This window comes from Pseudomonas sp. URMO17WK12:I7 (genome assembly GCF_003269045.1).
GTDB lineage: Bacteria > Pseudomonadota > Gammaproteobacteria > Pseudomonadales > Pseudomonadaceae > Aquipseudomonas > Aquipseudomonas putida_J.
On the sequence record NZ_QLTL01000005.1, the window covers coordinates 130747 to 157154 of the forward strand.

The 26408-nt window shown below is 60.1% G+C and carries 25 protein-coding genes; 17 read left to right on the forward strand and 8 right to left on the reverse strand.

All coding sequences use genetic code 11. The features are described 5' to 3' along the window. From H040_RS08395 to glmS, 8 genes are all read left to right on the forward strand, one after another. Window positions 1-537 (forward strand): F0F1 ATP synthase subunit delta, encoded by a 537-nt coding sequence (locus H040_RS08395; protein WP_003253191.1) that lies wholly within the window; start codon window positions 1-3, stop codon window positions 535-537. Between the two features lie 21 nt (window positions 538-558). Continuing rightward, window positions 559-2103, forward strand: a complete 1545-nt coding sequence (gene atpA, locus H040_RS08400; protein WP_012274911.1) for a F0F1 ATP synthase subunit alpha — start codon at window positions 559-561, stop codon at window positions 2101-2103. A 48-nt stretch (window positions 2104-2151) separates the two neighbouring features. After that, complete coding sequence (atpG, locus tag H040_RS08405; RefSeq protein ID WP_012274910.1) at window positions 2152-3012, forward strand: F0F1 ATP synthase subunit gamma; 861 nt, start codon at window positions 2152-2154, stop codon at window positions 3010-3012. 27 nt (window positions 3013-3039) lie between these two features. After that, window positions 3040-4416, forward strand: coding sequence for a F0F1 ATP synthase subunit beta (gene atpD / locus H040_RS08410; RefSeq protein ID WP_012274909.1), 1377 nt, complete (start codon window positions 3040-3042; stop codon window positions 4414-4416). 44 nt (window positions 4417-4460) lie between these two features. Next, on the forward strand, window positions 4461-4880 hold the full coding sequence (locus H040_RS08415; protein WP_033695933.1) for a F0F1 ATP synthase subunit epsilon: 420 nt from the start codon (window positions 4461-4463) through the stop codon (window positions 4878-4880). Window positions 4881-5001: 121 nt separating this feature from the next. Then, window positions 5002-6369: a bifunctional UDP-N-acetylglucosamine diphosphorylase/glucosamine-1-phosphate N-acetyltransferase GlmU gene (gene glmU, locus H040_RS08420; RefSeq protein WP_027917104.1), complete on the forward strand. Its 1368-nt coding sequence runs from the start codon at window positions 5002-5004 to the stop codon at window positions 6367-6369. A gap of 259 nt (window positions 6370-6628) precedes the next feature. Then, the gene (locus H040_RS08430; RefSeq protein WP_027917103.1) at window positions 6629-7405 is read left to right on the forward strand and encodes a DeoR/GlpR family DNA-binding transcription regulator; all 777 of its coding nucleotides are present in this window, start codon (window positions 6629-6631) and stop codon (window positions 7403-7405) included. A 2-nt stretch (window positions 7406-7407) separates the two neighbouring features. Further along, on the forward strand, window positions 7408-9243 hold the full coding sequence (gene glmS, locus H040_RS08435) for a glutamine--fructose-6-phosphate transaminase (isomerizing) (protein WP_027917102.1): 1836 nt from the start codon (window positions 7408-7410) through the stop codon (window positions 9241-9243). Between the two features lie 73 nt (window positions 9244-9316). On the opposite strand, the gene H040_RS08440 is transcribed toward glmS, so the two are convergent. Continuing rightward, on the reverse strand, window positions 9317-9739 hold the full coding sequence (locus tag H040_RS08440) for a DoxX family protein (protein ID WP_027917101.1): 423 nt from the start codon (window positions 9737-9739) through the stop codon (window positions 9317-9319). 326 nt (window positions 9740-10065) lie between these two features. Between H040_RS08440 and H040_RS08445 the strand changes: the two genes are divergently transcribed. Further along, window positions 10066-11364, forward strand: coding sequence for an MFS transporter (locus H040_RS08445; RefSeq protein WP_033695931.1), 1299 nt, complete (start codon window positions 10066-10068; stop codon window positions 11362-11364). Next, window positions 11361-12131 carry a substrate-binding domain-containing protein gene (locus tag H040_RS08450; protein ID WP_027917099.1) on the forward strand — a complete coding sequence of 257 codons (771 nt, stop codon included), beginning with the start codon at window positions 11361-11363 and terminating at the stop codon, window positions 12129-12131. Before H040_RS08445 ends, H040_RS08450 begins: the two co-directional genes overlap by 4 nt. Here the strand turns inward: H040_RS08450 and H040_RS08455 are convergent. Both H040_RS08455 and lpdA read right to left on the reverse strand, forming a co-directional pair. Then, window positions 12117-13025, reverse strand: a complete 909-nt coding sequence (locus H040_RS08455) for a LysR family transcriptional regulator (RefSeq protein ID WP_027917098.1) — start codon at window positions 13023-13025, stop codon at window positions 12117-12119. The genes H040_RS08450 and H040_RS08455 overlap by 15 nt on opposite strands. Window positions 13026-13096: 71 nt before the next feature. Beyond that, a complete protein-coding gene (gene lpdA / locus H040_RS08460) occupies window positions 13097-14497 on the reverse strand; it encodes a dihydrolipoyl dehydrogenase (RefSeq protein ID WP_027917097.1) in 1401 nt (466 codons plus the stop codon). A 208-nt stretch (window positions 14498-14705) separates the two neighbouring features. Here lpdA and cfaB point away from each other — a divergent pair, with 208 nt between their 5' ends. After that, window positions 14706-15890: a C17 cyclopropane fatty acid synthase CfaB gene (gene cfaB, locus H040_RS08465; RefSeq protein ID WP_027917096.1), complete on the forward strand. Its 1185-nt coding sequence runs from the start codon at window positions 14706-14708 to the stop codon at window positions 15888-15890. Between the two features lie 47 nt (window positions 15891-15937). On the opposite strand, the gene cls is transcribed toward cfaB, so the two are convergent. Further along, the gene (gene cls / locus H040_RS08470) at window positions 15938-17377 is read right to left on the reverse strand and encodes a cardiolipin synthase (protein WP_027917095.1); all 1440 of its coding nucleotides are present in this window, start codon (window positions 17375-17377) and stop codon (window positions 15938-15940) included. Window positions 17378-17507: 130 nt separating this feature from the next. Here cls and H040_RS08475 point away from each other — a divergent pair, with 130 nt between their 5' ends. Continuing rightward, on the forward strand, window positions 17508-18035 hold the full coding sequence (locus tag H040_RS08475) for a DUF3617 domain-containing protein (protein WP_027917094.1): 528 nt from the start codon (window positions 17508-17510) through the stop codon (window positions 18033-18035). A 3-nt stretch (window positions 18036-18038) separates the two neighbouring features. On the opposite strand, the gene folE2 is transcribed toward H040_RS08475, so the two are convergent. Continuing rightward, window positions 18039-18929: a GTP cyclohydrolase FolE2 gene (gene folE2, locus H040_RS08480; protein WP_027917093.1), complete on the reverse strand. Its 891-nt coding sequence runs from the start codon at window positions 18927-18929 to the stop codon at window positions 18039-18041. 21 nt (window positions 18930-18950) lie between these two features. Beyond that, entirely contained in the window at window positions 18951-19331 is a 381-nt protein-coding gene (locus tag H040_RS08485) for a hypothetical protein (RefSeq protein ID WP_027917092.1), read from the reverse strand. 112 nt (window positions 19332-19443) lie between these two features. On the opposite strand from H040_RS08485, the gene zigA reads away from it, so the two are divergent. Genes zigA through H040_RS08500 form a run of 3 tightly spaced genes read left to right on the forward strand, consistent with a single transcriptional unit; the run spans window position 19444 to window position 22286 of the window. Further along, window positions 19444-20652: a zinc metallochaperone GTPase ZigA gene (gene zigA / locus H040_RS08490; protein ID WP_027917091.1), complete on the forward strand. Its 1209-nt coding sequence runs from the start codon at window positions 19444-19446 to the stop codon at window positions 20650-20652. Beyond that, on the forward strand, window positions 20649-21275 hold the full coding sequence (locus H040_RS08495) for a DUF1826 domain-containing protein (protein ID WP_027917090.1): 627 nt from the start codon (window positions 20649-20651) through the stop codon (window positions 21273-21275). The genes zigA and H040_RS08495 overlap by 4 nt, the downstream gene beginning before the upstream one ends. Before the next feature lie 39 nt (window positions 21276-21314). Next, on the forward strand, window positions 21315-22286 hold the full coding sequence (locus H040_RS08500) for a CobW family GTP-binding protein (RefSeq protein WP_027917089.1): 972 nt from the start codon (window positions 21315-21317) through the stop codon (window positions 22284-22286). A 128-nt stretch (window positions 22287-22414) separates the two neighbouring features. Here H040_RS08500 and H040_RS08505 read toward each other — a convergent pair whose 3' ends face one another. Then, window positions 22415-22807, reverse strand: a complete 393-nt coding sequence (locus tag H040_RS08505) for a DUF3301 domain-containing protein (RefSeq protein WP_027917088.1) — start codon at window positions 22805-22807, stop codon at window positions 22415-22417. A gap of 120 nt (window positions 22808-22927) precedes the next feature. Between H040_RS08505 and pdxY the strand changes: the two genes are divergently transcribed. Continuing rightward, window positions 22928-23800, forward strand: coding sequence for a pyridoxal kinase PdxY (pdxY, locus tag H040_RS08510; RefSeq protein ID WP_027917087.1), 873 nt, complete (start codon window positions 22928-22930; stop codon window positions 23798-23800). Here the strand turns inward: pdxY and H040_RS08515 are convergent. Then, on the reverse strand, window positions 23797-24282 hold the full coding sequence (locus H040_RS08515; RefSeq protein ID WP_027917086.1) for an acyl-CoA thioesterase: 486 nt from the start codon (window positions 24280-24282) through the stop codon (window positions 23797-23799). The genes pdxY and H040_RS08515 overlap by 4 nt on opposite strands. Window positions 24283-24613: 331 nt before the next feature. On the opposite strand from H040_RS08515, the gene H040_RS08520 reads away from it, so the two are divergent. Next, complete coding sequence (locus tag H040_RS08520; RefSeq protein WP_027917085.1) at window positions 24614-26374, forward strand: cation:proton antiporter; 1761 nt, start codon at window positions 24614-24616, stop codon at window positions 26372-26374. Window positions 26375-26408: the final 34 nt, after the last annotated feature.

Genomic DNA, 26408 nt, shown 5'->3' on the forward strand with positions numbered 1-26408 from the left:
ATGGCAGAACTGACCACGTTGGCCCGACCTTACGCTAAGGCTGCCTTTGAGCATGCCCAGGCCCATCAGCAACTGGCCAATTGGTCAGCCATGCTCGGCCTGGCTGCTGCGGTGTCGCAAGACGACACCATGCAGCGCCTGCTCAAGGCCCCGCGACTGACGAGCGCAGAAAAGGCCGCCACGTTCATTGACGTGTGCGGTGACAAGTTCAATGCACAGGCACAGAATTTCATTCATGTTGCCGCGGAAAACGACCGTCTCCTGCTTCTGCCGGAGATTGCCGCCCTGTTCGACCTGTACAAGGCCGAGCAAGAGAAATCCGTGGACGTGGAAGTCACCAGTGCTTTTGCGTTGAACCAAGAACAGCAAGACAAACTCGCCAAGGTTCTCAGTGCACGGTTAGGCCAGGAAGTGCGCCTGCACGCGTCGGAGGATGCCAGCCTGATTGGCGGCGTCGTCATCCGCGCAGGTGACCTGGTAATCGATGGCTCTGTTCGCGGCAAAATCGCGAAACTGGCCGAAGCATTGAAATCTTGAGTTTGAAGGGGCAGCAGAGCAATGCAGCAACTCAATCCTTCCGAAATTAGTGAAATCATCAAGGGCCGCATCGACAACCTCGATGTGAGCTCCCAAGCCCGTAACGAAGGTACCGTTGTTTCGGTATCCGACGGTATCGTGCGGATCCACGGTCTGGCCGACGTCATGTACGGCGAAATGATCGAGTTCCCTGGCGGCGTCTACGGCATGGCACTGAACCTGGAGCAAGACTCCGTAGGTGCAGTGATCCTGGGTGCCTATGACACCCTCGCCGAAGGCATGAGCGCCAAGTGCACCGGCCGCATCCTGGAAGTTCCGGTTGGTAAGGAACTGCTGGGTCGCGTCGTTGACGCTCTGGGCAACCCGATCGACGGCAAAGGTCCTCTGGGCAACACTCAGACCGACGCGGTCGAGAAAGTAGCTCCAGGCGTGATCTGGCGTAAGTCGGTAGACCAGCCTGTACAGACTGGCTACAAGTCCGTCGACGCCATGATCCCTGTCGGCCGTGGCCAGCGTGAGCTGATCATCGGTGACCGTCAGATCGGCAAGACCGCCATGGCCATCGACGCCATCATCAACCAGAAAGACTCCGGTATTTTCTGCGTTTATGTTGCTGTCGGCCAGAAGCGTTCCACCGTTGCCAACATCGTTCGCAAGCTGGAAGAAAACGGCGCCCTGGCCAACACCATCGTGGTTGTTGCCAGTGCTTCGGAATCCGCCGCACTGCAGTTCCTGGCTCCTTACGCCGGCTGCACCATGGGCGAGTTCTTCCGTGACCGCGGTGAAGACGCCCTGATCGTTTACGATGACCTGTCCAAGCAGGCCGTTGCCTACCGTCAGATCTCCCTGCTGCTGCGTCGTCCACCAGGACGTGAAGCGTACCCAGGTGACGTGTTCTATCTCCACTCCCGTCTGCTGGAGCGCGCATCGCGCGTTTCGGAAGAGTACGTAGAGAAGTTCACCAACGGCGCAGTCACTGGCAAGACCGGTTCCCTGACCGCCCTGCCGATCATCGAAACCCAGGCTGGCGACGTTTCCGCGTTCGTTCCGACCAACGTGATTTCCATCACCGACGGTCAGATCTTCCTGGAATCGGCCATGTTCAACTCGGGCATCCGCCCTGCAGTGAACGCCGGTGTTTCGGTATCCCGCGTAGGTGGTGCCGCTCAGACCAAGATCATCAAGAAGCTGTCCGGTGGTATTCGTACCGCGCTGGCTCAGTACCGTGAACTGGCTGCATTCGCCCAGTTCGCTTCCGATCTGGACGAAGCGACCCGCAAGCAGCTGGAGCATGGTCAGCGCGTTACCGAGCTGATGAAGCAGAAGCAGTACGCGCCAATGTCCATCGCGGACATGGCCCTGTCGCTGTACGCCGCTGAGCGTGGTTTCCTGACTGACGTAGAAGTCTCCAAGATCGGCAGCTTCGAGCAAGCACTGATCGCCTTCTTCAACCGTGATCACGCTGAACTGATGGCGAAGATCAACGTGAAGGGTGACTTCAACGACGAAATCGACGCAGGCCTGAAAGCCGGTATCGAGAAGTTCAAGGCCACCCAGACCTGGTAAGCCGCAGCGGGGGCTCAGGCCCCCGCTTGCTAACCTGATAGGTGATACATGGCAGGCGCAAAAGAGATTCGCAGTAAGATTGCGAGCATCAAAAGCACGCAAAAAATTACCAGCGCCATGGAGAAAGTGGCGGTCAGCAAGATGCGCAGGGCACAACTGCGCATGGCTGCTAGCCGTCCTTACGCGGAGCGTATCCGCCAGGTGATCGGTCATCTGGCCAACGCCAACCCGGAATACCGCCACCCGTTCATGATCGAGCGCCCTGTAAAGCGCGCCGGTTATATCGTGGTGAGCAGTGACCGTGGTCTGTGCGGTGGCTTGAACACCAACCTGTTCAAGGCCCTGGTCAAGGACATGAACGAAAACCGCGAACAGGGCGTGGAAATCGACCTGTGCGTGATCGGCAGCAAGGGTGCGACTTTCTTCCGCATCTTTGGCGGCAACGTCGTAGCCGCGATCAGCCACCTGGGCGAAGAGCCATCGATCAACGATCTGATCGGCTCTGTCAAAGTGATGCTGGACGCCTACCTGGACGGCCGTATCGATCGCCTTTCGGTGGTTTCGAACAAGTTCATCAACACCATGACCCAAAAACCGACGGTCGAGCAATTGGTACCGTTGGTGGCAACCCCGGATCAGGATCTCAAGCATCACTGGGATTACCTGTACGAACCCGACGCAAAAGAGCTGCTGGACGGCTTGATGGTGCGTTACGTGGAGTCGCAGGTATACCAGGCGGTGGTCGAGAACAACGCTGCTGAACAAGCAGCCCGGATGATCGCCATGAAGAACGCCACAGACAACGCCGGTGATTTGATCAAAGAGCTTCAGCTGATCTACAACAAGGCGCGTCAGGCTGCGATCACCCAGGAGATCTCGGAAATCGTCGGCGGCGCTGCCGCGGTTTAACGGTTCAAAAATTCAGAGGATCCAGCTATGAGTAGCGGACGTATCGTTCAAATCATCGGCGCCGTCATCGACGTGGAATTCCCACGTGACGTCGTGCCGAGTGTATACAACGCGCTGAAAGTACAAGGCGCGGAAACCACCCTCGAAGTTCAGCAGCAGCTGGGCGACGGCGTGGTTCGTACCATTGCGATGGGCTCCACCGAAGGTCTGAAGCGCGGTCTGGATGTCGTCGACACCGGTGCTGCCATTTCCGTTCCAGTTGGTAAGGCCACTCTGGGCCGTATCATGGACGTTCTGGGCAACCCAATCGACGAAGCCGGCCCGATCGGTGAAGAAGAGCGTCGCGGTATCCACCAGCCAGCGCCTTCGTTCGCTGACCAGGCAGGCGGCAACGACCTGCTGGAAACCGGCATCAAGGTTATCGACCTGGTTTGCCCGTTCGCCAAGGGTGGTAAGGTTGGTCTGTTCGGTGGTGCCGGTGTCGGCAAGACCGTTAACATGATGGAACTGATCCGTAACATCGCCATGGAACACAGCGGTTATTCCGTGTTCGCTGGTGTGGGTGAGCGTACTCGTGAGGGTAACGACTTCTACCACGAGATGAAGGACTCCAACGTTCTCGACAAGGTAGCGCTGGTCTACGGTCAGATGAACGAGCCACCAGGAAACCGTCTGCGCGTAGCGCTGACCGGCCTGACCATGGCTGAGAAGTTCCGTGACGAAGGTAACGACGTTCTGCTGTTCGTCGACAACATCTATCGTTACACCCTGGCCGGTACCGAAGTATCCGCACTGCTGGGCCGTATGCCTTCGGCAGTAGGTTACCAGCCGACCCTGGCTGAAGAGATGGGCGTTCTGCAAGAGCGTATCACCTCCACCAAGGAAGGTTCGATCACCTCCGTTCAGGCCGTATACGTACCTGCGGACGACTTGACCGACCCGTCGCCAGCGACCACCTTCGCCCACTTGGACGCCACCGTCGTTCTGTCCCGTGACATCGCCTCCCTGGGTATCTACCCAGCGGTTGACCCACTGGACTCGACTTCGCGCCAGCTGGACCCGAACGTGATCGGCAACGAGCACTACGACACCGCTCGTGGCGTTCAGTATGTTCTGCAGCGCTATAAAGAGCTGAAGGACATCATCGCGATCCTGGGTATGGACGAACTGTCCGAAGACGACAAGCAACTGGTAGCCCGCGCTCGTAAGATCCAGCGCTTCCTGTCGCAGCCGTTCTTCGTGGCCGAAGTCTTCACCGGTTCGCCAGGCAAGTACGTTTCCCTGAAAGACACCATCGCTGGCTTCAGCGGCATCCTCAAAGGTGACTACGACCACCTGCCAGAACAAGCGTTCTACATGGTCGGCAGCATCGACGAAGCGATCGAGAAAGCCAAGAAACTGTAATCCCGGCGCCCCGCAAGGGGCGCTAATCAGGTTGAGGCAAGCAGATGGCTATGACAGTCCATTGCGATATCGTCAGCGCGGAAGGAGAAATCTTCTCCGGCCTGGTCGAGATGGTAGTAGCGCACGGCAACCTGGGCGATCTTGGTATCGCTCCAGGCCACGCCCCGCTGATCACCAATCTCAAGCCTGGTCCGATCACGCTGACCAAGCAAGGTGGCGATCGTGAGGTGTTCTACATCTCCGGTGGCTTCCTCGAAGTGCAGCCGAACATGGTCAAGGTTCTTGCCGACACCGTGCAGCGCGCTGCCGACCTGGACGAAGCTCAGGCTCAGGAAGCCCTCAAGGCTGCTGAGAACGCCCTGAACGCGAAAAGCTCGGACTTCGACTACGGTGCTGCTGCCGCACGTCTGGCCGAGGCTGCAGCTCAGCTGCGTACCGTCCAGCAAATGCGCAAAGGCAAGTAATCCGGTTCAGGCCGCATACTTCCGTTGCGATTGAGTTAAAGGGTAGCCTCGGCTACCCTTTTTCTTTTTCCGAATTCTTCTCAGGTCTCGTCTCTGACCGCCCAGGATTGGTAGCCAGTCAATGTCCCTCGATATCGTTATTCTCGCCGCTGGTCAAGGTACCCGCATGCGTTCGGCGCTGCCCAAGGTGCTGCACCCGGTAGCCGGCAATTCCATGCTCGGCCACGTTATCCACAGCGCGCGGCAGCTTCAGCCACAGGGCATTCACGTGGTCATCGGCCACGGTGCCGACCAGGTACGTGAGCGCTTGGCAGCCGACGACCTTAATTTCGTCATGCAGGACAAGCAGCTGGGCACGGGCCATGCCGTTGCGCAAGCATTGCCGGCGATCACTGCCGACACGGTGCTGGTGCTTTATGGCGATGTGCCGCTGATCGAAGTGGAAACCCTGCAGCGCCTGCTGGCCAAGGTCAGCGACAAGCAACTGGGCCTGCTCACCGTGACCCTGCAGGACCCGACCGGCTATGGCCGCATCGTGCGCAATGGCGAAGGCCAGGTGACGGCTATCGTCGAGCACAAGGATGCCAGCGAAGCGCAGAAGGCAATCAACGAAGGCAACACCGGCATCCTGGCCCTGCCAGCCACGCGCCTGGCCGACTGGATGGGCCGCCTGTCGAACAACAATGCCCAGGGTGAGTACTACCTCACTGATGTCATCGCCATGGCCGTGGCCGATGGGCTTGTGGTCGCCACTGAACAGCCGCACGACGCGATGGAAGTGCAGGGTGCCAATGACCGTCGCCAGCTGTCGGAACTCGAACGCCACTACCAGCTTCGCGCAGGCCGCAGGCTGATGGCCCAGGGCGTCACCCTGCGCGACCCGGCGCGCTTCGATGTACGTGGCGAAGTGACCGTTGGTCGCGATGTGCTGATCGATATCAACGTGATTCTCGAAGGCAAGGTGGTCATCGAGGACGACGTGCAGATCGGCCCGAACTGCGTGATCAAGGACAGCACCCTGCGCAAGGGCGCAATCATCAAGGCCAACACCCACCTCGACGGCGCGGTAATGGGGGAGGGCAGCGATGCTGGCCCGTTCGCCCGCTTGCGCCCAGGCAGCGTGCTTGAGGCCAAGGCCCATGTGGGTAACTTCGTCGAACTGAAAAACGCCCACCTGGGTGAAGGCGCCAAGGCCGGCCACCTGACCTACCTGGGCGACGCCGAGATCGGTGCACGTACCAACATCGGCGCCGGTACCATCACCTGCAACTACGATGGCGCCAATAAGTTCAAGACCGTGATGGGTGAGGACGTATTCATCGGCTCCAACAATTCGCTGGTAGCGCCTGTGGAAATCGAGGCCGGCGCCACTACGGCGGCCGGTTCGACCATCAATCAGACCGTCGGAGCAGGTGAGCTGGCCGTGGCGCGTGCGCGCCAGCGCAATATTTCTGGCTGGAAGCGGCCAGAGAAGATCAAGAAAAGCTGAGTTATACACAGCTGAATCAATCGAAAGCCGACTTATGTGAATAAGTCGGCTTTTTTTATGTCTGCAATAACCCTTGTGGGAGTGGGCGCGCCCGCGAAGCAGGCAACGCGGTGGATGGCACGGGCTGCGCCCGTGTGCGCGGGCAAGCCCGCTCCCACAGCGATGTTTTTTGTCAGCAGCATTTATCCACACCTTGACGAAACCGCGATCTTAGGTTTTGATTGCAACCATTATCTTTCGAATCGAAACTTAGCTAACCATGTCGAAACGAAACACCCCCCAGCGCCGCCACAACATCCTGGCTCTGCTCAGTGAGCAAGGCGAGGTGAGCGTCGACGCCCTGGCCAAGCGTTTCGAAACTTCGGAAGTGACCATTCGCAAGGATCTTGCTGCACTGGAGGCCAACGGCTTGCTGTTGCGCCGTTACGGGGGGGCGGTACCTGTTCCGCAGGAAATGCTCAGTGAGCCCGCGCAACCGGTCTCTGCCTACAAGAAGGCTATCGCCCGGGCAGCGGTTGGGCGTATTCGCGAGCACGCGCGGATCATCATCGACAGCGGCAGCACTACCGCCGCCATGATCCCGGAACTGGGCCGCCAGCCCGGTCTGGTAGTGATGACCAATTCGTTGAATGTGGCCCGCGCCATCAGTGAAGTCGAGCACGAACCGGTGCTGCTGATGACTGGTGGCACCTGGGACCCTCATTCGGAATCGTTCCAGGGCCAGGTCGCTGAGCAGGTACTGCGCTCTTATGATTTCGACCAGCTGTTCATCGGTGCCGATGGCATCGACCTGCAGCGCGGCACCACTACGTTCAATGAGCTGCTTGGCCTGAGCCGAGTGATGGCCGAGGTAGCCCGAGAAGTGATCGTGATGGTCGAGTCCGACAAGGTCGGGCGCAAGATCCCCAATCTGGAGCTGCCTTGGGGCAGCGTGCACACCCTTATTACAGATGAACGCTTGCCCGTAGCGGCACGCGAACAGATTCAAGCCCGCGGCATTAACCTGATCTGCGCCGCGATCAGCCAGGAGCAATAACCATGTGTGGAATCGTTGGTGCCGTAGCCGAGCGCAACATCACTGCCATTCTCATCGAAGGCCTCAAGCGTCTTGAGTATCGCGGGTACGACAGTGCCGGCCTGGCCGTCTACACCCAGCAGGGCGAACTGCAGCGCCGCCGCCGCATCGGCAAGGTTGCCGAGCTGGAAGCTGCGGTGGCCGCCGAACCGCTTAACGGCCAGCTGGGCATCGCCCACACTCGTTGGGCTACCCACGGTGCGCCGACCGAAGGTAACGCCCACCCGCATTTTTCCAGCAACGAAGTGGCAGTGGTGCACAATGGCATCATTGAAAACCACGACGAACTGCGTGAAGAGCTGAAAGGTCTGGGGTACGTGTTTACCTCGCAGACTGACACTGAAGTCATCGTGCACCTGATCCATCACACGCTGAAAACTGTCCCGGACCTCGCTGATGCGTTGAAGTCCGCAGTCAAGCGCCTGCACGGTGCGTACGGCCTGGCGTTGATCAGCGTGCAGCAGCCTGACCGCCTGGTAGCTGCGCGCAGCGGCAGCCCGCTGGTGATCGGCCTGGGCCATGGGGAAAACTTCCTCGCCTCGGACCAACTGGCGCTGCGCCAGGTCACCGACCGGTTCATGTATCTGGAGGAGGGTGATATCGCCGAGATTCGCCGCGACCAGGTGAAGATCTGGGATCAGGCCGGCCAGCCGGTGCAGCGTGAAACCGTGCAGTACCACGAAGGTGCCGAGGCCGCTGACAAGGGTACCTATCGCCACTTCATGCTCAAGGAGATCCATGAGCAGCCGACCGTGGTCCAGCGCACGCTGGAAGGCCGCTTGGGCAAGGACCACGTGATGGTCCAGGCTTTCGGCCCGCAGGCAGCCGAGCTGTTCGCCAAAGTACGTAACGTGCAGATCGTCGCCTGCGGCACCAGCTACCACGCCGGCATGGTTGCCCGTTACTGGCTGGAAAGTCTGGCCGGCATTCCTTGCCAGGTTGAAGTGGCCAGCGAGTTCCGTTATCGCAAGGTAGTGGTGCAACCAGACACCCTGTTCGTCTCGATCTCCCAGTCCGGCGAAACCGCCGACACCCTGGCTGCCCTGCGCAACGCCAAGGAACTGGGCTTCCTCGGTAGCCTGGCCATCTGCAACGTCGGCATCAGCTCGCTGGTACGCGAGTCCGACCTGACCCTGCTGACCCTGGCCGGCCCGGAAATCGGTGTGGCATCGACCAAAGCCTTCACCACTCAGCTGGTCTCGCTGATGCTGTTGACCCTGGCTCTGGGCCAAGTGCGCGGCACCCTCGAAGATGGCGTCGAAGCCGGGTTGGTGGAAGAGCTGCGCCGCCTGCCTGCGCGCCTGGGCGAGGCTCTGGCCATGGACAGCACCGTGGAGAAAACTGCCGAGCTGTTCGCCGACAAGCACCACACCCTGTTCCTTGGCCGTGGTGCACAGTACCCAGTGGCCATGGAAGGAGCGCTGAAGCTCAAGGAAATCTCCTACATCCACGCCGAAGCCTACCCGGCTGGTGAGCTCAAGCACGGCCCGTTGGCGCTTGTGGATAACGACATGCCCGTGGTCACCGTGGCGCCGAACAACGAACTGCTGGAGAAGCTCAAGTCCAACCTTCAGGAAGTGCGCGCCCGCGGTGGTGAGCTGGTGGTGTTCGCCGATGAGAATGCCGGCATGAGCAACGGCGAAGGCACCCACGTGATCAAGGTGCCGCACATCGTCGACGAACTGGCGCCGATCCTTTACACCATTCCGCTGCAACTGCTGTCGTATTACGTGGCAGTGCTCAAGGGGACTGACGTTGACCAGCCGCGTAACCTGGCGAAGTCGGTGACTGTGGAGTAAGCGTTTTTCTGTTGAAAAAGGGAAAGCCCCGGCTCAATGCCGGGGCTTTTTCATTTGTGCGATCAGCATGGCTTCAAGCTGCTTTCAGCACGGTCCGCACTTTGATGTTGGCCAGCAGCGCATCCACGCTCAGTGCCCCCCCGCCGAACGCTGCAATCTGCAACAGGCCACCCGCAATCGAGATGTTCTTGAAGAAGTTGATGAACTGCCCCTGGTCCGCCAGGTTGTTGTGGAAGGCGAAGGCTGCCATCACGGTGAACAGCGCCATGACCACCGCGACGATGCGGGTTTGAAAGCCGATGATCAGCAGTGCTGCAAGGCCGAGTTCAACACCCAGTGCGGCCAGGTAGCTCAGTACCGGGAAGGGCAGGCCGCTCGATTCGATATAGGCAATGGTGCCCTCAGGCGAAGTCAGCTTGCTGAAGCCGCTGAGCAGGAAGAGCACGGCCAGCAACACACGACCGACGAATGCAGTTGTACCTTTGAAAGTGTTCATCTTTTAGCTCCTGATACTTGAGTTCGAATGGCTCACCGCGCTGTACCCGGTGGCGTTGTCTGCGGTATGGGGCCATTCTGAAGCGCAATATCAATCAAGACAATTAGGGTAAGAAGTGAATAATTGTTCCGTAAATTGGGACAATTGGATCAGCCCTTTTTGCGCTTACTAGTGCGCATCCACTGCTCGGGAAAACGGAGCACGGGCCTCATTGATCTCATCAGCGCATCAATTAATGAAAAATGAACGATTATCCCAAGCGACGCTTTCGACGATCATGCTGGAAATAAGCACTTACAATTATTAAGAAACGCTGGAGATCCACCATGAGTCTGCCATCAAGCTCGGCGCCCGAGGGCAAGTCCAAGGCCGGAATGGTCTTCCGGGTAACGTCCGGAAACTTCCTCGAACAGTTCGACTTCTTCCTGTTCGGCTTCTATGCCACGCACATCGCGGGGGCCTTCTTCCCTGCCTCCAATGAATTCGCCTCGTTGATGATGACCTTCGCCGTGTTCGGTGCAGGCTTCCTCATGCGCCCGCTGGGTGCGGTGATCCTGGGTGCCTACATTGATGACGTGGGCCGGCGCAAAGGGCTGATCGTCACCCTGGCGATCATGGCCAGCGGTACCTTGCTGATCGTGCTGGTGCCCGGCTACGCCAGCATCGGGCTATTGGCCCCGGCGCTGGTGCTGATCGGGCGCTTGCTGCAAGGGTTCTCGGCCGGTGCCGAGTTGGGTGGCGTGTCGGTATATCTGGCGGAAATGGCAACGCCCGGACACAAGGGCTTCTATGCCAGCTGGCAGTCCGCCAGCCAGCAGGTGGCGATCGTCGTCGCCGCAGCGCTGGGCTTTGCTCTGAATGAATGGTTGACTGCCGCCGAAATCGCCCAATGGGGCTGGCGTGTGCCATTTGCTGTGGGCTGCATGATCATCCCGGTGATCTTCCTGCTGCGGCGCAGCCTGCAGGAGACCGAGGAGTTCGCCGCTCGCGAGCATCGTCCGACCATGAAACAGGTGTTGACCACGCTTGCCGCGAACTCCGCAGTGGTGCTGTTCGGCATGCTGATGGTGGCCATGACCACCACCGCCTTCTACATGATCACGGTGTATGCACCGACCTTCGGCAAGACCGTACTGCAACTGAGTACCGGCGATGCGCTGCTGGTGACCTTGCTGACCGCGGTGTCGAACTTCATCTGGCTGCCTATCGGCGGCGCTCTCAGCGACCGCCTCGGGCGCAAGCCGCTGCTGCTGGCCATGTCGCTGCTGACCTTGATCACCGCTTACCCGGCGCTGACCTATCTGGCTCAATCGCCTACCTTTGGCCACATGCTGGAAGTGCTGCTGTGGTTCTCGTTCCTGTACGGCATGTACAACGGTGCGATGATCCCGGCGCTGACTGAAATCATGCCGGTGGAAGTCCGTGTGGCAGGTTTCTCCCTGGCCTATAGCCTGGCGACCGCCTTGTTCGGCGGTTTCACCCCGGCCATCTCGACCTGGATGATCCACGTCACCAACGACAAGGCCGCTCCGGCCTACTGGATGATGTTCGCCGCGCTCTGTGCATTCGTGGCCACCTGGATGTTCTACCGTCGCGTGGCCCACCGCGCAGTGGTGGCCGCATGAAGGCTTCGTTGAAAGTATTATTGGCCGCTACCTTGCTCGCTGGTTGCAGCCTTGCCCAGGCTGCCGAACTGACGGTTATGACTTCGGGCGGTTTCACTGCCGCCTATAAACAGTTGGGGCCGCAGTTTGCGGCTCAGAGCGGCGATACGCTGGTCACCGTGCTGGGCCCCTCCATGGGCAAGGCACCTGAGGCGATACCCAACCGCCTGGCTCGGGGCGAGCATGCCGATGTGGTCATCATGGTCGGCTATGCGCTGGACGAGCTGATTCGTCAGGGCAAGGTCGACCCGGAATCGCGGGTCGAACTGGCAGACTCGCGTATCGGGCTGGTGGTCAAGGAAGGGCAGGCCAAGCCCGCAATCGGCACTGCTGACGAATTGAAGCAGACGTTGCTGGCGGCCCGGTCGGTGGCCTACTCGGACAGCGCCAGCGGTGTATACATCGAGAAGGAGCTGTACAAGAAGCTGGGTATCCAGGACCAGCTCGTCGGCAAGAGCACCATGGTAGAGCGCATTCCGGTGGCCTCGCAGGTTGCCAAGGGCACCTATCAGCTTGGCTTCCAGCAGGTGGCCGAGCTGCTGCCAGTGCCGGGTGTCACATACGTTGGCAAGATTCCGGAGAGCCTGCAGTCGGTGACCCGTTTTGCCGCCGGCATCCCGAAAACCGCCGAGCACCCGGCCGAGGCGAAGCAGTTGCTGAAGTACCTCGCTTCGCCCGACGTGCAGCCTGCCGTGCGTGCCACCGGGCTGGATTCAGTCGCCCGGTAATACACCGGGCAGTTCCCGAATCAACCTGACCATCTCAAGCGCCGCAGGCGTCAGCGTGCGGCCGCGGCGCTTGAGCAGGCCCATCTTGCGGCTGACCTCAGGTTCCACCAGTGCAACGCTGGCGAGGATCGGATGCGGTGTCATCGGCAGCGCGATCGAGGGCACCGCCGCAATGCCGAGGCCCGCTTCTATCAGGCCAAGCAGGGTGGTTACATGCCTGGCTTCGCAAACACTCTCCTTGCTGACCGGCATCCCGGCCAACGCCCTATCCAATACCAGACGGTTGCCTGACGATTTGCCCAGGCTGATGTAGTCATGTTCGTAGGCTTGTGCCCAGGTTACCTCGTCCAGCTTGGCCAGCGGATGGTCCTGGCGGCAGGCAATGACGTAGCGCTCCTCTAGCAAGTCGCTGAATTCGATTTCTGGTGCGAGGTTGCCTGTGAAACTCAGGCCGAAGTCCGCTTCGCCAGAGGCCACGGCGGCACTGACTTCGTTGGCAGAGGCGTCGTACAGGTTGATCCGGACTTTCGGGTACTGCGCATGGAAGGCACGGATTGCATGGGGCATGAAGTAATAGGCGGCAGATGGCACGCAGGCGATGGTCAGGGTACCGGTGCGCAGCGAGCCACCATCGCCGACGCTGAGCAGCGCCAGGTCCAGGTCGTCCAGCAGCCGCTCGACCTGGGGCAGGAACGCCCGCCCGACATTGGTCAGCGACACCTTGCGCGTGGTGCGTTCGAGCAGCTTCACGCCCAGTGCCGACTCAAGTTTTTCGATACGCCGGCTCAGCGCCGACTGGGTGATGCGAATGGTGTCGGCGGCGCGGCGGAAACTGCCTTGCTCGACGACGGCGCGGAAGGCTTGCAGGTCATTAAGATCGAAGTTGATGCTCAACCGGTGGCTCCGCTGGTTTGATCGAAAGCGTGCATCAATGGTATTTCGAAAAAACCGGCGGAGCCAGAAGGTCAGATCTGCATGGCCATGCCGTGCACGTTCATCGCTGCCTGGCGCAAGGCTTCGGATCGGGTTGGGTGCGGGTGGCAGATCAAGGCGATGTCTTCAGCCGAGGCGGCGAACTCCATGGCCACGCAGAACTCGCCGATCATCTCGCTGACACTCGGGCCAACCAGGTGCACGCCGAGCACCTCATCGGTGTTGGCATCGGCGATGACCTTGGCGAAGCCTTCGGTCTCGTGGTTGATCTTGGCGCGGCTGTTGGCGGTGAAGGGGAACTTGCCAACCTTGTAGGCGCGGCCTTCGGCCTTCAGTTGCTCTTCGGTCTTGCCGACGGTAGCCAGTTCCGGGCGGGTGTAGATCACGCCGGGGATCAGGTTGTAGTTCACTTCATGCGGCTTGCCGGCGATGCGTTCGATGCAGGCAACCGCTTCGTCCTCAGCCTTGTGCGCCAGCATCGGACCGGAGGTGACGTCGCCGATCACCCACACGCCGGGGACCGAAGTGCGATGGTGCTCGTTGCTCAGCATGCCGCGCTTGTCAGTTTCCAGGCCCACGCTTTCCAAGTTCAGGCCCTTGGTATAGGGGCGGCGACCGATGGCGACCAGCACGTAGTCTGCCTGCAGGGTTTCTGCGGCGCCGCCTGCGGCCGGCTCGAGCGTCAGGCTGACACCGTCGGTTTCAGTCTTAGCCTGGGTCACCTTGCTGCCGAGCTTGAATGCCATGCCTTGCTTGGCCAAGGCTTTTTGCAGGGTCTTGGCAGTTTCTTCATCGGTGCCTGGGCAGATGCGGTCGAGGTACTCGATGACGGTGACCTGTGCACCCAGCCGACGCCATACCGAGCCCAGCTCGAGGCCGATGACACCCGCCCCGATCACCACCAGGTGCTTGGGCACCTGTGGTAGTGCCAAGGCACCAGTGGAGTCGATGATGCGCTGATTGTCGATGGTCACGCCGGGCAGGGGAGTGGGCTCGGAACCGGTGGCGATGACGATGTCCTTGGCCTGCAGCGCGGTCTCGCTGCCATCTTCAGCCTTTACGATGACCTTGCCGACGCCATCCAGGCGGCCCCAACCTTTTACCCAGTCGACCTTGTTCTTGCGGAACAGGTACTCGATGCCTTTGGTCAGGCCGGTCACGCTCTCGTCCTTCTGTTTCATCATCTGGGCGAGGTTGAGCGTCGGCTTCACTTCGATGCCGAGGTGGGCGAACTCCTCGCCGCGGGCGGCTTCATAGAGCTCGGAGGCGTGCAGCAACGCTTTGGACGGCATGCAACCAACGTTCAGGCAGGTGCCGCCGAGGGTCGAGCGGCCTTCCACGCAGGCCACGCTCAGGCCAAGTTGGCCGGCGCGGATCGCTGCGTTGTAGCCGCCAGGGCCGCCGCCGATGATCACCACGTCATAGGATTTCATGGGTTTTGTACTCCAGATGAGGAAGCGCGAGAGGGGCATAAGGTTAAGCTGAGAAGGGCAGATTGTATACAATCCGATGCTTTGATCAGATCGGTTGGTTCTAGACCTTGGTCTCGTTTAGAGGAAACATCCCACCAATGAACTACTCTGTTCCGGCGACGTTCGAAATATCAGGCGTCGTCGCCTTATAGGGATAGGAGGAGTGTTCATGCTTGCTCAACTTCCACCGGCACTGCAAAGCCTGCATCTGCCGCTGCGGCTTAAACTGTGGGACGGTAACCAGTTCGATCTGGGCCCAAGCCCGCAGGTCACCATTCTGGTCAAGGAGCCACAGCTGATAAGCCAGCTGACTCACCCAAGCATGGACCAGCTTGGTACTGCATTCGTGGAGGGCAAGCTGGAACTGGAAGGTGATATCGGTGAAGCCATCCGCGTATGCGACGAGCTCAGCGAAGCGTTGCTGACCGACGAGGAGGATGCCCCGCCCCCGCGTCTGTCCCATGACAAGAGCACAGACGCCGAAGCCATTTCCTACCACTACGATGTCTCCAACGAGTTCTATCAACTCTGGCTCGACCAGGACATGGCCTATTCCTGTGCCTACTTCCGTGAGCCGGACAACACCCTGGATCAAGCTCAACAGGACAAGTTCGATCACTTGTGCCGCAAGCTGCGCCTGGATGCGGGTGATTACCTGCTCGATGTGGGCTGTGGCTGGGGTGGGTTGTCGCGGTTCGCTGCGCGCGAATATGGCGCCAAGGTATTCGGCATCACCCTGAGCAAGGAGCAGCTCAAGCTCGGGCGCGCGCGGGTCAAGGCAGAGGGTCTGGCTGACAAGGTCGACCTGCAGATTCTCGACTACCGCGACCTGCCTCAGGATGGCCGCTTCGACAAGGTCGTCAGCGTCGGCATGTTCGAACACGTCGGCCACGCCAACCTGCCGCTGTATTGCCAGAAACTGTTTGGCGCAGTGCGCGAAGGTGGCGTGGTCATGAACCACGGGATTACTGCCAAGCATGTCGATGGCCGCCCGGTCGGGCGCGGGGCAGGTGAGTTCATCGACCGTTACGTGTTCCCCCATGGTGAGCTGCCGCACCTGTCGATGATCAGCGCGAGCATCTGTGAGGCGGGGCTGGAGGTGGTAGACGTCGAGAGCCTGCGCCTGCACTACGCCAAGACGCTGCATCACTGGAGCGAGAACCTGGAGAACCAGTTGCACAAGGCGGCGGCGCTGGTGCCGGAAAAGACCCTGCGAATCTGGCGCTTGTACCTGGCCGGTTGTGCCTATGCGTTCCAGAAGGGCTGGATCAACCTGCATCAGATCCTGGCGGTGAAGCCATATGCCGATGGGCATCATGATCTGCCCTGGACGCGGGAAGACCTTTACCGTTGAGCGTTCTGCGAAGGACAAAGGGGCCGCAAAGGCGGCCCCTTTGTCATTCAAAGAATGGGGGAAATCAGCCGTGCTATACGCATCCCCAGTTGCTGAACACGGTGGGTATCGCGGCTATCCTCGGCGGTGATCTCGCGGGCCTGCTCGAAGTCGTCCAGCAACATAGCCTCCACTTGGTCGGCGAACAGGCGATCCACCGTCAGCAAGGTAATCTCGAAATTGAGCCGGAACGAGCGGTTGTCCAGATTGGCGCTGCCGATGGCACTGACCTCGTCATCCACCAGCACCACCTTCTGGTGCAGGAAGCCGGGCTGGTAGCGGAACATGCGCACCCCCGCCCGAACCGCCTCGAAAGCAAACAGGCTTGAGGCTGCATAGACAATCCTGTGATCGGGACGAGATGGGATCAGCACACGTACATCCACCCCGCGCAGCACAGCCAGGCGCAAGGCGGCGAACACCGCTTCATCCGGAATGAAGTAAGGGCTGGTGATCCATACCCGCCTGGTCGCCGACTGGATGGCTTCGATGAAGAACAGCGAACAGGTTTCCTGCGGGTCTGCCGGGCCACTGGCAAGGGCTTGGCAAAGTACGCCATTGTCGGGGTAGGTGTCCGGCAGGATCAAAGGCGGCAGCTGGCGCGTGGCCCAGTACCAGTCTTCGGCGAATGACTCTTGCAGGCAGGCCAGTACCGGCCCGCCGATCTGCACGTGGGTATCGCGCCAGGGTGACAGAAGTGGATTCTTGCCAAGGTACTCGTCACCCACGTTGTGCCCGCCGATGAAGCCGAGCAGGCCATCGACCACGACGATCTTGCGGTGGTTGCGGAAGTTGACCTGGAAGCGATTGAACCACCCGCGGCGGGTGGCAAAGGCGTGGATCTGCACTCCACCATCACGCAGCACCTGGCTGTAGCTGGCGGGCAAGGCGTGGCTGCCAACCCGGTCATACAGCACGAAGACTTTCACCCCCTCGGCGGCCTTGCGCAGTAGCAGTTGCTGAAGGGCCTTGCCAAGGTGGTCGTCATGGATGATGAAGAACTGCACCAGCACGGCTTCGCGTGCCTGCTCGATAGCGGCGAAGATCGCGTCAAAGGTGGCTTTGCCATTGATCAGCAGCTTCACTTGGTTATTGGCCAGGCAAGGCATTCGTCCGAGTTTCGGCATGGCACGCAAGGCGGCGTAGCTTTCCGACTCTCTGGCGGTAAGGGCTTCCTCTACCCAGGGCCGCCAGTTGAGGTTGGCCATGGCCACGTGCATCTCTTGGTTGGCCTGGCGTCGGGCCTGGATGTAGGCGTAGAAGGAGCGCGCACCAAAAACCAGGTAGGGAATCAGCGTGAAGTAAGGGATGAAGAACAGCGACATGGCCCAGGCGATTGCGCCTTGAGCGGTACGCACGGTGAACACTGCATGCAACGCGGCGATCATGCCAAGCAAGTGAATCAGGCCGAGCACGTAGCCGAAGAAGTAGGGGCTGTGGTAATCCATACGCATCCTGCTTGCCGAATACACAGCGGATAACAGAACACGTTCCAGGTCCGCCTTGCAACCTGAAAGCGGATTTGGCGTCTAAGGCTGAGCCCGGCCAGTTGGCCGGCTTTTCGAGGAGCGTCCGTTCATGAAGATTCGTCTGCCACTGTTGGCTCTGACCTTGGGCCTGAGCAGCCCACTGGTGCACGCGCAGATGTTGCAACCAGGCCTGTGGGAGCTGACTACCAGCAACATGCAGGTCGATGGCAAGCCGTTACCTGATATGCAGTTCATGCTTGGGCAGTTGAAGAACCTGCCGCCGGAACAGCGGGCCATGATGGAAGGTGTGTTGGCCAAGCAGGGCGTTACCATCGGCGGCAACGGAGTGCGGTCGTGCCTGACGCCTGAACAGGTGCAGACCAATGACATTCCATTGCAGGATCCTAAGTCCGGCTGTACGCAGAAGATCACCGACCGCACTGGCAATGTCTGGAAATTTCAATTCAGCTGCCCGAAAGCCCAGGGTACCGGCCAGGCGACTTTCCTCAGCGACAAGGAATTCACCACTCAGGTCAACGGCACTTTCAATGCCTCAGGCGTTCAGCAGCAAGGCAGCATGAACACCCGGGCCGTATGGCTTGGCAACGACTGTGGAACAGTCAAACCCCGGACCTGACTTTCACCACTGCCACTGGCTACAGGCTACAGCATCGTGGGCATGCAGGCTTTCTGCATGTTCCACGCGTAGCTTGAAAGCGCTCGCCCACTCCAAGCGTCGTAGCGACTCATGCAGGCGTCGAGCGGCGTCTTCACAGAACATCAGGTTTTGCCCGTTGGCCAAAGCGAACGCCTGTTCGTCCGCACGTTTTACGGCGGTCTGCACGGCCGTACCCAGGCTGTCCTCAATCCGGTCGATCAGTTCGGTAATCGGTATAGCCGCCAGGTTGTTCTGCAGGCGCACGTTGATCTGCGCCTGGCTGCGCTGGCTGTGGGGGGTTGCGACGATGCCTTGACTGCTGCCCAACCATTCCAGAACCGCACTGCGCTCCAACTGCTGCTCTGCGAAATCGGTCTCGAATTGCTGTTGAATCAGTTGCCTGGCCAGCGCTGCCGAGCAGGGGCAGGTTGAGGAATAGGGCACGCTAACTGAAAGTTCCACGTGGAACATTTCATTTTCGATCTTGGCTTCGAGGGTAATCGGGTAGCGCTTCCAGCCGGCGAGTGGGCTGATCAACGCGGATCGTTTGAGCAGGTGATCGAAAGCCAGGTTGAGATAGGCTGCATTGGAAAGCCCCTCGTGGCTGGCGAGAAAGTCTGCCAGCAGACGGCGGATGGCCAAAGGCGTCAAAGGTTGTTGTTCAAGCGATTCCAGCGCGAGGTAAAGGCGAGACATGTGAATGCCCCGCGCAGTGCCATCCATCAAGCTGACACCGGCATCGGCCATGGCCGATACATGACCGCCGTCGAGCTGGATGGGCAAGGCGATACCGCACATGCCGACCCAATCAAGCGGGGCAGTGTGCTCTTGCGGCTGTGTGGCAATGTCCGGAAGCGTCGTCAGGATAGTCATGCGGGATACCAGGCAATAGGGTCAGCGACATCCGCCGACCAGGCTGCAATGCAAATTGAAGCGCTGGCCGCTGGAGCTGGAAACGCGATTCAGGGTGGTCCAACCCACACGGCGGCTGTAGCCGAACCAGGCTTCACCATCGCTGGCCAACCCCGTGAAAAACGTCAGCGTGCCGTAGCGGCTGTTGGTCTGCGACCAAAGCCGGCGTGTCGTCGTGTCGAAGCCGCGCAAGTAGAAATGGCTGCCTTCTGTGCGCACGCTGTAGTAACTGCCGTTGCCGTCCTGGCAGGCGAGTAGCGTTGCACTGCGGGTGCACAGTGCCAGCGAGTTGCTTTGCGCCAGTGCCAAGGCAGGTACAGGCGCGAAAAGCAGCAGCAACAGGGCAGCAGGTGACAGGCTCATTTCCATCTCCGAAGCACGCATCCGACGAGTACGACTTGGCGAAATTGTATTGTTACTTTATAACATTATGCAATGCATCGTTTCGAGTGCGTCCGCCTGAAGAGGTTTCACCATGTCCAATCGCCTCCCTGTCACCGTGCTTTCCGGCTTCCTGGGGGCCGGAAAGAGCACCTTGCTTAACCATGTGCTGCGAAATCGCGACAACCTTCGGGTCGCGGTGATCGTCAACGACATGAGTGAAATCAACATCGATGCCAGTGAAGTGCAGCGCAACGTCAGCCTCAACCGTGCCGAGGAAAAACTGGTCGAAATGAGCAACGGCTGCATCTGCTGCACCCTGCGTGAGGACCTGCTGGAGGAAGTCGCGCGGCTCGCCGAGGAAGGCCGCTTCGACTATTTATTGATCGAGTCCACCGGCATCTCGGAGCCGCTGCCCGTCGCCGAGACCTTCACCTTCCGCGATGAGCAAGGCCGTAGCCTGTCCGACATGGCGCGCCTGGACACCATGGTCACCGTGGTCGATGGCTTGAACTTCCTGCGCGATTATCAGGAAGCCGACAGCCTGGCCAGCCGTGGCGAGACGCTGGGTGAAGAAGATGAGCGATCCATCAGCGACCTGTTGATCGAACAGGTCGAGTTCGCCGATGTGCTGTTGCTGAGCAAGATCGACCTGATCAGCCAGCACGAGCGTGAAGAACTTACCGCCATTCTGCGCAGCCTCAACGCCCGCGCGCAGATTGTGCCGATGGTCATGGGCCAGGTGCCGCTGGCGCGGATTCTCGACACCGGGCTGTTCGACTTCGACCAGGCTGCGCAGGCGCCGGGCTGGCTGCAGGAATTGCGCGGCGAGCACATCCCGGAAACCGAGGAGTACGGCATTGCGGCGACCACCTGGGAAGCCCGCCGGCCCCTGCATCCACAACGCTTCTTCGACTTTATCCACAACTCCTGGAGTAATGGTCGGCTTCTACGCTCCAAGGGCTTTTTCTGGCTGGCCAGCAAATTCCAGGAAGCCGGCAGCTGGTCGCAGGCCGGTGGCATGATGCGCCATGGCCTGGCCGGGCGCTGGTGGCGTTTTGTGCCACGTGAGCATTGGCCGCAAGATGAGCAGAGCATTGCGGACATCCTCAAGCATTGGCATGCCGAAACGGGTGACTGCCGGCAGGAGCTGGTGTTCATCGGGCAGAACATCGATTTCACGCAGTTATCCACAGACCTGGATGCCTGCCTGTTGAAGGATGAGGAAATGGCGCTCGGCCCGATGGCCTGGCTTCGTTTGCCGGATCCGTTCGGCCCCTGGCATGGCGAGGAAGCAGCATGAACCCGGCGCTGCGGCCTGTGGATATTCGCCAGGCCTTTGGGGAGGCACCCAAGGTACTCACCGAGATCTTCCAGGATGGCGTGAACCTCGCCGTCTGGCAGCGCCGTTTGCCAGCACAGATTGAAGACTTTGCTAGCTTGGCGGTCAGCCTTGGCCAGTCTCTGGCTGACCAGCGTGTGCTTGATGTGAACGAGCACGAGCCACCGCAATTGCCTGGCTTGCTGCAGGAGGCTGCCGACCTGCAGGGTTACGAGGGCTTTGTCGCCGATGTGAAATGGCTGGTCTCGGCTTATACCTGTTTGCTCGGCGCACGGCGGGTGGGGTTGCGGCTAAGGGTGCTGCAAGGCGCCATGTGCCCGCGCTTTCATGTGGATAACGTGCCCTTGCGTCTGCTGACCACCTACGTCGGACCTGGTAGCGAATGGCTGGAAGAAGGCGTAGTTGAGCGGGTCGGCTTGCATCTGGCGGCGGCTCCTGTGGATAACATCCGCAGCCTGAAACCAGGTGAGGTGGCTGTTCTGAAAGGGGAAAAATGGTTGGGCAATGAAGGGGCGGGACTTATCCACCGCTCACCTGCCAGTGAACAGCGGCGTCTGTTGCTCAGCCTTGACTGGCTGGCATGACGGGGCATAGTGGGGGGAACTCCGCTTAGAAGTCCTGGCATGCTGCAGAACATCCCTACCCACGTCATCGCCGGCCCTTTGGGTGCAGGCAAGACCAGCCTGATTCGCCAGCTGATGGCCCAGCGCCCGGTTAGCGAACGCTGGGCTGTGCTGGTCAACGAGTTTGGCCAGATCGGCCTCGATGCGGCACTAATGAGCCGAGACGAAGACGGTATTGTCATCGGCGAGGTGGCCGGAGGCTGCCTGTGCTGCGTGAATGGCACACCGTTCCAGGTTGGTCTTGGCCGCCTGCTGCGCAAGGCCCGGCCAGACCGGCTGTTCATCGAGCCTTCCGGGCTGGGTCATCCTTTACAGTTGTTGAACCAGCTGGGTCTGGCTCCCTGGGCTGGGGTACTGGCGGTGCAGCCGTTGGTGATGGTGCTGGATGCTCTGGCACTGGCGCGAGGTGAGCCTCTGCCGGAGGCTCAACAGCAGGCCTTGCAGGTGGCGGCGCTGATTCTGCTAAACAAAGCCGACGCTGTGGATGAAGATATCAAGTTGTTGATAAATAAAGATTTTTTAAATATCCACAAGGTTTGGACCTTGCAGGGCTTGGTCGATCTCGAAATGCTCCCTGTTTCATCCACAAGTCAAAAGGGTGACGGTTCTGTGAATAATTTGCCTGGGGCACGTCTATCCACAGCGCCTGCAGCCCTGTGGATAGATCCGTCTTTGCCAATTTGTTCGGCGCAGGAGGGCGAGGGTGGTTGGAGCATCGGCTGGCGCTGGCATCCTAGTCAGCGATTCGACCCACAGCGCTTGCGGGCGTTTCTCGCAGCCTGGCCATGGCGGCGTGCCAAGGGAGTTATCCACAGCACTGATGGATGGCAGTCATTAAATGGACTGGAAGGTGACTTGCCGCAGTGGCAGCCGAGTGACTGGCGCAAGGACTCGCGCATCGAGCTGATTTTCGAGCAGGCTCAGCCAGCGCCGCTGTTGCAGACGGCCCTGGCGAAATGCCTGATCGTGTAGGAGCGGCCTTGTGCCGCGAAAGGGCTGCACAGCAGCCCCAGCAATTTATGCGTTTGTGCTGAACTTTGGGGGCTGCTGCGCAGCCCTTTCGCGACACAAGGCCGCTCCTACAAGCGATCAGCCAGGGTTCAGTTGCGCCAGCGATTGTGTTCCTGGCGCCACTGCTGCATCTCGATCACATTGTCAGCCCGTGGCGGCGTCTTGATCTCGAACGGGTAGGGTGCCAGTTCGATCTGTACGCTGTGGGCGCCGAACTGGGTCACGGTGCCGGGGTGGCGCTGTTCGCCGGTCACGGTGAACTCGAAGGCGTAGACCCGGGCCAGGCGCTTCCTGCCATTGGCATCGCGGATGAACGCGATGCGTTTGAGCGCAACGGCGTCATCCAGCAGCTCCAGATCGAGTTTGGCGCAGTGCTGTTTGACCCGCTCCAGGGCTTTCTCGCGCAGCCCATGGTTGTGCCATAACCAAGCGCCTGCCGTGGCCAGCAACATCAGGACGAAGAGATTCTCCAGGGTCAACATTTACGTATGCTCCAAACAAGTCGAACCAGCTTAACTGCGTCCCTGGCCTGTCGTACAGGTGGCAATCGAGTACATACTGCGCGCTGCACAATCCTTGAAACTGCTTTGGAAACCGCCCGCATGAAACGTACCCCGCATCTGCTCGCCATCCAGTCCCACGTGGTGTTTGGCCACGCCGGCAACAGCGCTGCGGTGTTCCCCATGCAGCGTATCGGGATCAATGTCTGGCCCCTCAATACAGTACAGTTTTCCAATCACACTCAGTATGGCCAGTGGGCGGGTGAAGTGCTCGCTCCAGCGCAAATTCCTGCGTTGGTGGAAGGCATTTCCAACATCGGCGAGTTGGGTCACTGTGATGCGGTGCTTTCCGGTTACCTGGGCAGTGCCGAACAGGGCCGGGCGATCCTCGCTGGCGTCGAGCGGATCAAGGCTGTAAACCCGAAGGCGCTGTACCTGTGCGACCCCGTCATGGGCCATGCGGAGAAGGGCTGTATCGTTCCGCAGGAGGTCAGTGAATTTCTGCTCGATGAAGCAGTGGCCAAGGCGGATATCCTCTGCCCCAACCAGCTGGAACTCGACAGCTTCTGCGGCCGTCGTGTGCAATCCCTCGAAGACTGCGTGAACATGGCGCGCAGCTTGCTCGAGCGCGGCCCGCACGTGGTACTGGTCAAGCACCTGGCGTATCCGGGGCGTACTGAAGACATGTTCGAAATGTTGCTGGTGACCCGCGAAGAAAGTTGGCACCTGCGCCGGCCCTTGCTGGCCTTCCCGCGGCAACCGGTTGGCGTGGGCGATCTGACTTCGGGGTTGTTCCTGGCCCGGGTACTGCTGGGAGACAACTGGCAGCAGGCCTTTGAGTTCACTGCGGCGGCCGTGCATGAGGTGCTGCTGGAAACTCAGGCCTGCGCCAGCTACGAACTGCAGCTGGTGCGGGCCCAGGATCGCATCGCCCACCCGCGCGTGCGCTTCGAGGCGCAGCGTCCGGCGTTCTAGATCCCGTCGGTTTTCAGGTCCTGGTAGCGCTTTTCCAGTTCCTGGCGGATCTGGCGACGCTGCTGGCCCTGCAGGAAGCGACGTTTTTCTTCGCTGGAGTGCGGCTGAAGTGGTGGCACCGGCACGGGGCGGCGGTTGTCATCGACCGCCACCATGGTGAAGAAGCAGCTGTTGGAGTGGCGTACCGAGCGCTCGCGGATGTTCTCGGTGACCACCTTGATGCCCACTTCCATCGACGTGTTGCCGGTGTAGTTGACCGAGGCGAGGAAGGTCACAAGCTCGCCGACGTGCACCGGCTCGCGGAAGATCACCTGGTCGACCGACAGGGTCACCACATAGCTGCCGGCGTAGCGGCTGGCGCAGGCATAGGCCACTTCGTCGAGGTACTTGAGCAAGGTGCCGCCGTGCACGTTGCCAGAAAAGTTGGCCATGTCCGGGGTCATCAGGACGGTCATGCTCAGCTGGGCGTTTCCAGGTTCCATAGTGTGCTCACGGTGAGGTTGCGCTGAATCGGGGCGGGTATCTTCTGACACTTCTGGTTCCCCTCTTGAAGGTTTGCCTTCCTGTTACGGGACGTTGCCGGACGCTCCATCGTCACGCCGATCGCGTCATCAGAGGTGGCTGATCGGCCGATCTGTTTCTACATATTGCACCGGCTTTTTGCGGCGGGGTGCGATGTTACCCTGAGTACGCCCATGCAACATGGGCTTTCCTGCATTCAATACAGTATGTACTTGCTGCTCGCTCGGCTTGGCCTTGGCAGAGGAGCGGTCTGCCCGGGCATCCAGCAAAGTCGAAAAGGAGTATCGCGCCATGCATGCCATCAGCTTCATCCAGGACCTGGCAGTGATCATGCTGGTCGCCGGTGTGGTGACGATTCTCTTTCATCGCCTGAAGCAGCCCGTGGTGCTGGGTTACATCGTTGCGGGTTTCATCATCGGCCCGCATACCCCCCCGTTCGGCCTGATCCACGATGAAGACACGATCAAGACCCTGGCCGAGCTGGGGGTGATTTTCCTGATGTTCTGCCTGGGCCTGGAGTTCAGCCTGCGCAAGCTGTTCAAGGTGGGTGCCACGGCATTCATCGCGGCGTTCCTGGAAATCGTCCTGATGATCTGGATCGGTTTCGAGATCGGCCGCTGGTTCGGCTGGAATACGATGGACGCGCTGTTCCTTGGCGCGATCCTGGCGATTTCCTCGACCACCATCATCGTCAAGGCACTGAACGACCTGAAGATGAAGAACGAGCGCTTCGCCCAGCTGATCTTCGGCGTGCTGATCGTCGAGGACATCCTCGGCATCGGCATCATCGCCTTGCTATCGGGCATCGCCGTCAGTGGCTCGGTCAGTTCCGGCGAAGTGTTCTCGACGGTCGGCAAGCTGTCGTTGTTCATGATCGTCGCGCTGGTCATCGGTATCCTGCTGGTGCCGCGGCTACTGGCCTACGTCGCGAAATTCGAAAGCAACGAGATGTTGCTGATTACCGTACTGGGGCTGTGCTTCGGCTTCTGCCTGCTGGTAGTCAAGCTGGAATACAGCATGGTGCTGGGGGCCTTCCTGATCGGTGCAATCATGGCCGAGTCGCGCCAGTTGCTGAAGATCGAACGCCTGATCGAGCCCGTGCGCGACCTGTTCAGCGCGATCTTCTTCGTTGCCATCGGCCTGATGATTGATCCGCAGGTGCTGGTGGACTATGCCTGGCCGATCGTGGTCATCACCTTGGCGGTGGTGCTGGGCAAGATGCTGTCGTGCGGCATGGGCGCATTCATTGCTGGCAACGATGGCCGTACCTCGCTGCGAGTGGGCATGGGTCTTTCGCAGATTGGCGAATTCTCCTTCATCATCGCGGCCCTGGGTATGACCTTACAGGTCACCAGCGACTTCCTCTACCCGGTGGCTGTGGCGGTGTCGGCCATCACCACGCTGCTGACGCCTTACCTGATTCGCGCCGCCGATCCGCTGTCGCAGAAGCTTGGCAACGTCGTGCCACGGCGACTGGCGCGGGTGCTGTCACTTTATGGGGAATGGTTGCGCAACATTCAGCCGCAAGGTGAAAGCGCCATGCTGGCAGCGATGATCAGGCGCATCCTGCTGCAGGTCGGCGTCAATCTGGCGTTGGTGATCGCGATCTTCTTCAGTGGCGGATATTTCGCCGGGCGCATCGGCGCTTGGCTCACCGAGTGGGTGACTGATGTCAGCCAGCAGAAGGCGCTGATCTGGGGCGCGGCGCTACTGCTGTCGCTGCCGTTTCTGATTGCCGCTTATCGCAAGCTCAAGGCGCTGTCGATGCTGTTGGCAGAAATGGGAGTGAAGCCAGAAATGGCCGGGCGGCACACCCAGCGCGTGCGTCGCGTAGTTGCCGAAGTGATTCCGCTGCTGTCGCTGCTGGTGATCTTTCTGCTGCTGTCGGCATTGTCGGCAAGCATTCTGCCGACCAGCGAACTGTTGCTGGTGATAGCTGTGGTCGCGGCGGTGGTGGTGTCGTTGCTGTGGCGCTGGTTTATCCGCGTGCATTCACGGATGCAGATCGCCTTGCTGGAGACGCTGGAGAACAGTCGCGATCATACGCACTGAGGGCATGCCCTCTGCGCAAGATTTCACCGTCGTC

Bases quoted from the DNA above. Each gene is read 5' to 3' on its own strand.
- H040_RS08395 (WP_003253191.1), top strand. From the start codon at position 1: ATGGCAGAACTGACCACGTTGGCCCGACCTTACGCTAAGGCTGCCTTT.
- atpA (WP_012274911.1), top strand. From the start codon at position 559: ATGCAGCAACTCAATCCTTCCGAAATTAGTGAAATCATCAAGGGCCGC.
- atpG (WP_012274910.1), top strand. From the start codon at position 2,152: ATGGCAGGCGCAAAAGAGATTCGCAGTAAGATTGCGAGCATCAAAAGC.
- atpD (WP_012274909.1), top strand. From the start codon at position 3,040: ATGAGTAGCGGACGTATCGTTCAAATCATCGGCGCCGTCATCGACGTG.
- H040_RS08415 (WP_033695933.1), top strand. From the start codon at position 4,461: ATGGCTATGACAGTCCATTGCGATATCGTCAGCGCGGAAGGAGAAATC.
- glmU (WP_027917104.1), top strand. From the start codon at position 5,002: ATGTCCCTCGATATCGTTATTCTCGCCGCTGGTCAAGGTACCCGCATG.
- H040_RS08430 (WP_027917103.1), top strand. From the start codon at position 6,629: ATGTCGAAACGAAACACCCCCCAGCGCCGCCACAACATCCTGGCTCTG.
- glmS (WP_027917102.1), top strand. From the start codon at position 7,408: ATGTGTGGAATCGTTGGTGCCGTAGCCGAGCGCAACATCACTGCCATT.
- H040_RS08440 (WP_027917101.1), bottom strand. From the start codon at position 9,739: ATGAACACTTTCAAAGGTACAACTGCATTCGTCGGTCGTGTGTTGCTG.
- H040_RS08445 (WP_033695931.1), top strand. From the start codon at position 10,066: ATGAGTCTGCCATCAAGCTCGGCGCCCGAGGGCAAGTCCAAGGCCGGA.
- H040_RS08450 (WP_027917099.1), top strand. From the start codon at position 11,361: ATGAAGGCTTCGTTGAAAGTATTATTGGCCGCTACCTTGCTCGCTGGT.
- lpdA (WP_027917097.1), bottom strand. From the start codon at position 14,497: ATGAAATCCTATGACGTGGTGATCATCGGCGGCGGCCCTGGCGGCTAC.
- cfaB (WP_027917096.1), top strand. From the start codon at position 14,706: ATGCTTGCTCAACTTCCACCGGCACTGCAAAGCCTGCATCTGCCGCTG.
- cls (WP_027917095.1), bottom strand. From the start codon at position 17,377: ATGGATTACCACAGCCCCTACTTCTTCGGCTACGTGCTCGGCCTGATT.
- H040_RS08475 (WP_027917094.1), top strand. From the start codon at position 17,508: ATGAAGATTCGTCTGCCACTGTTGGCTCTGACCTTGGGCCTGAGCAGC.
- folE2 (WP_027917093.1), bottom strand. From the start codon at position 18,929: ATGACTATCCTGACGACGCTTCCGGACATTGCCACACAGCCGCAAGAG.
- H040_RS08485 (WP_027917092.1), bottom strand. From the start codon at position 19,331: ATGAGCCTGTCACCTGCTGCCCTGTTGCTGCTGCTTTTCGCGCCTGTA.
- zigA (WP_027917091.1), top strand. From the start codon at position 19,444: ATGTCCAATCGCCTCCCTGTCACCGTGCTTTCCGGCTTCCTGGGGGCC.
- H040_RS08495 (WP_027917090.1), top strand. From the start codon at position 20,649: ATGAACCCGGCGCTGCGGCCTGTGGATATTCGCCAGGCCTTTGGGGAG.
- H040_RS08500 (WP_027917089.1), top strand. From the start codon at position 21,315: ATGCTGCAGAACATCCCTACCCACGTCATCGCCGGCCCTTTGGGTGCA.
- H040_RS08505 (WP_027917088.1), bottom strand. From the start codon at position 22,807: ATGTTGACCCTGGAGAATCTCTTCGTCCTGATGTTGCTGGCCACGGCA.
- pdxY (WP_027917087.1), top strand. From the start codon at position 22,928: ATGAAACGTACCCCGCATCTGCTCGCCATCCAGTCCCACGTGGTGTTT.
- H040_RS08515 (WP_027917086.1), bottom strand. From the start codon at position 24,282: ATGGAACCTGGAAACGCCCAGCTGAGCATGACCGTCCTGATGACCCCG.
- H040_RS08520 (WP_027917085.1), top strand. From the start codon at position 24,614: ATGCATGCCATCAGCTTCATCCAGGACCTGGCAGTGATCATGCTGGTC.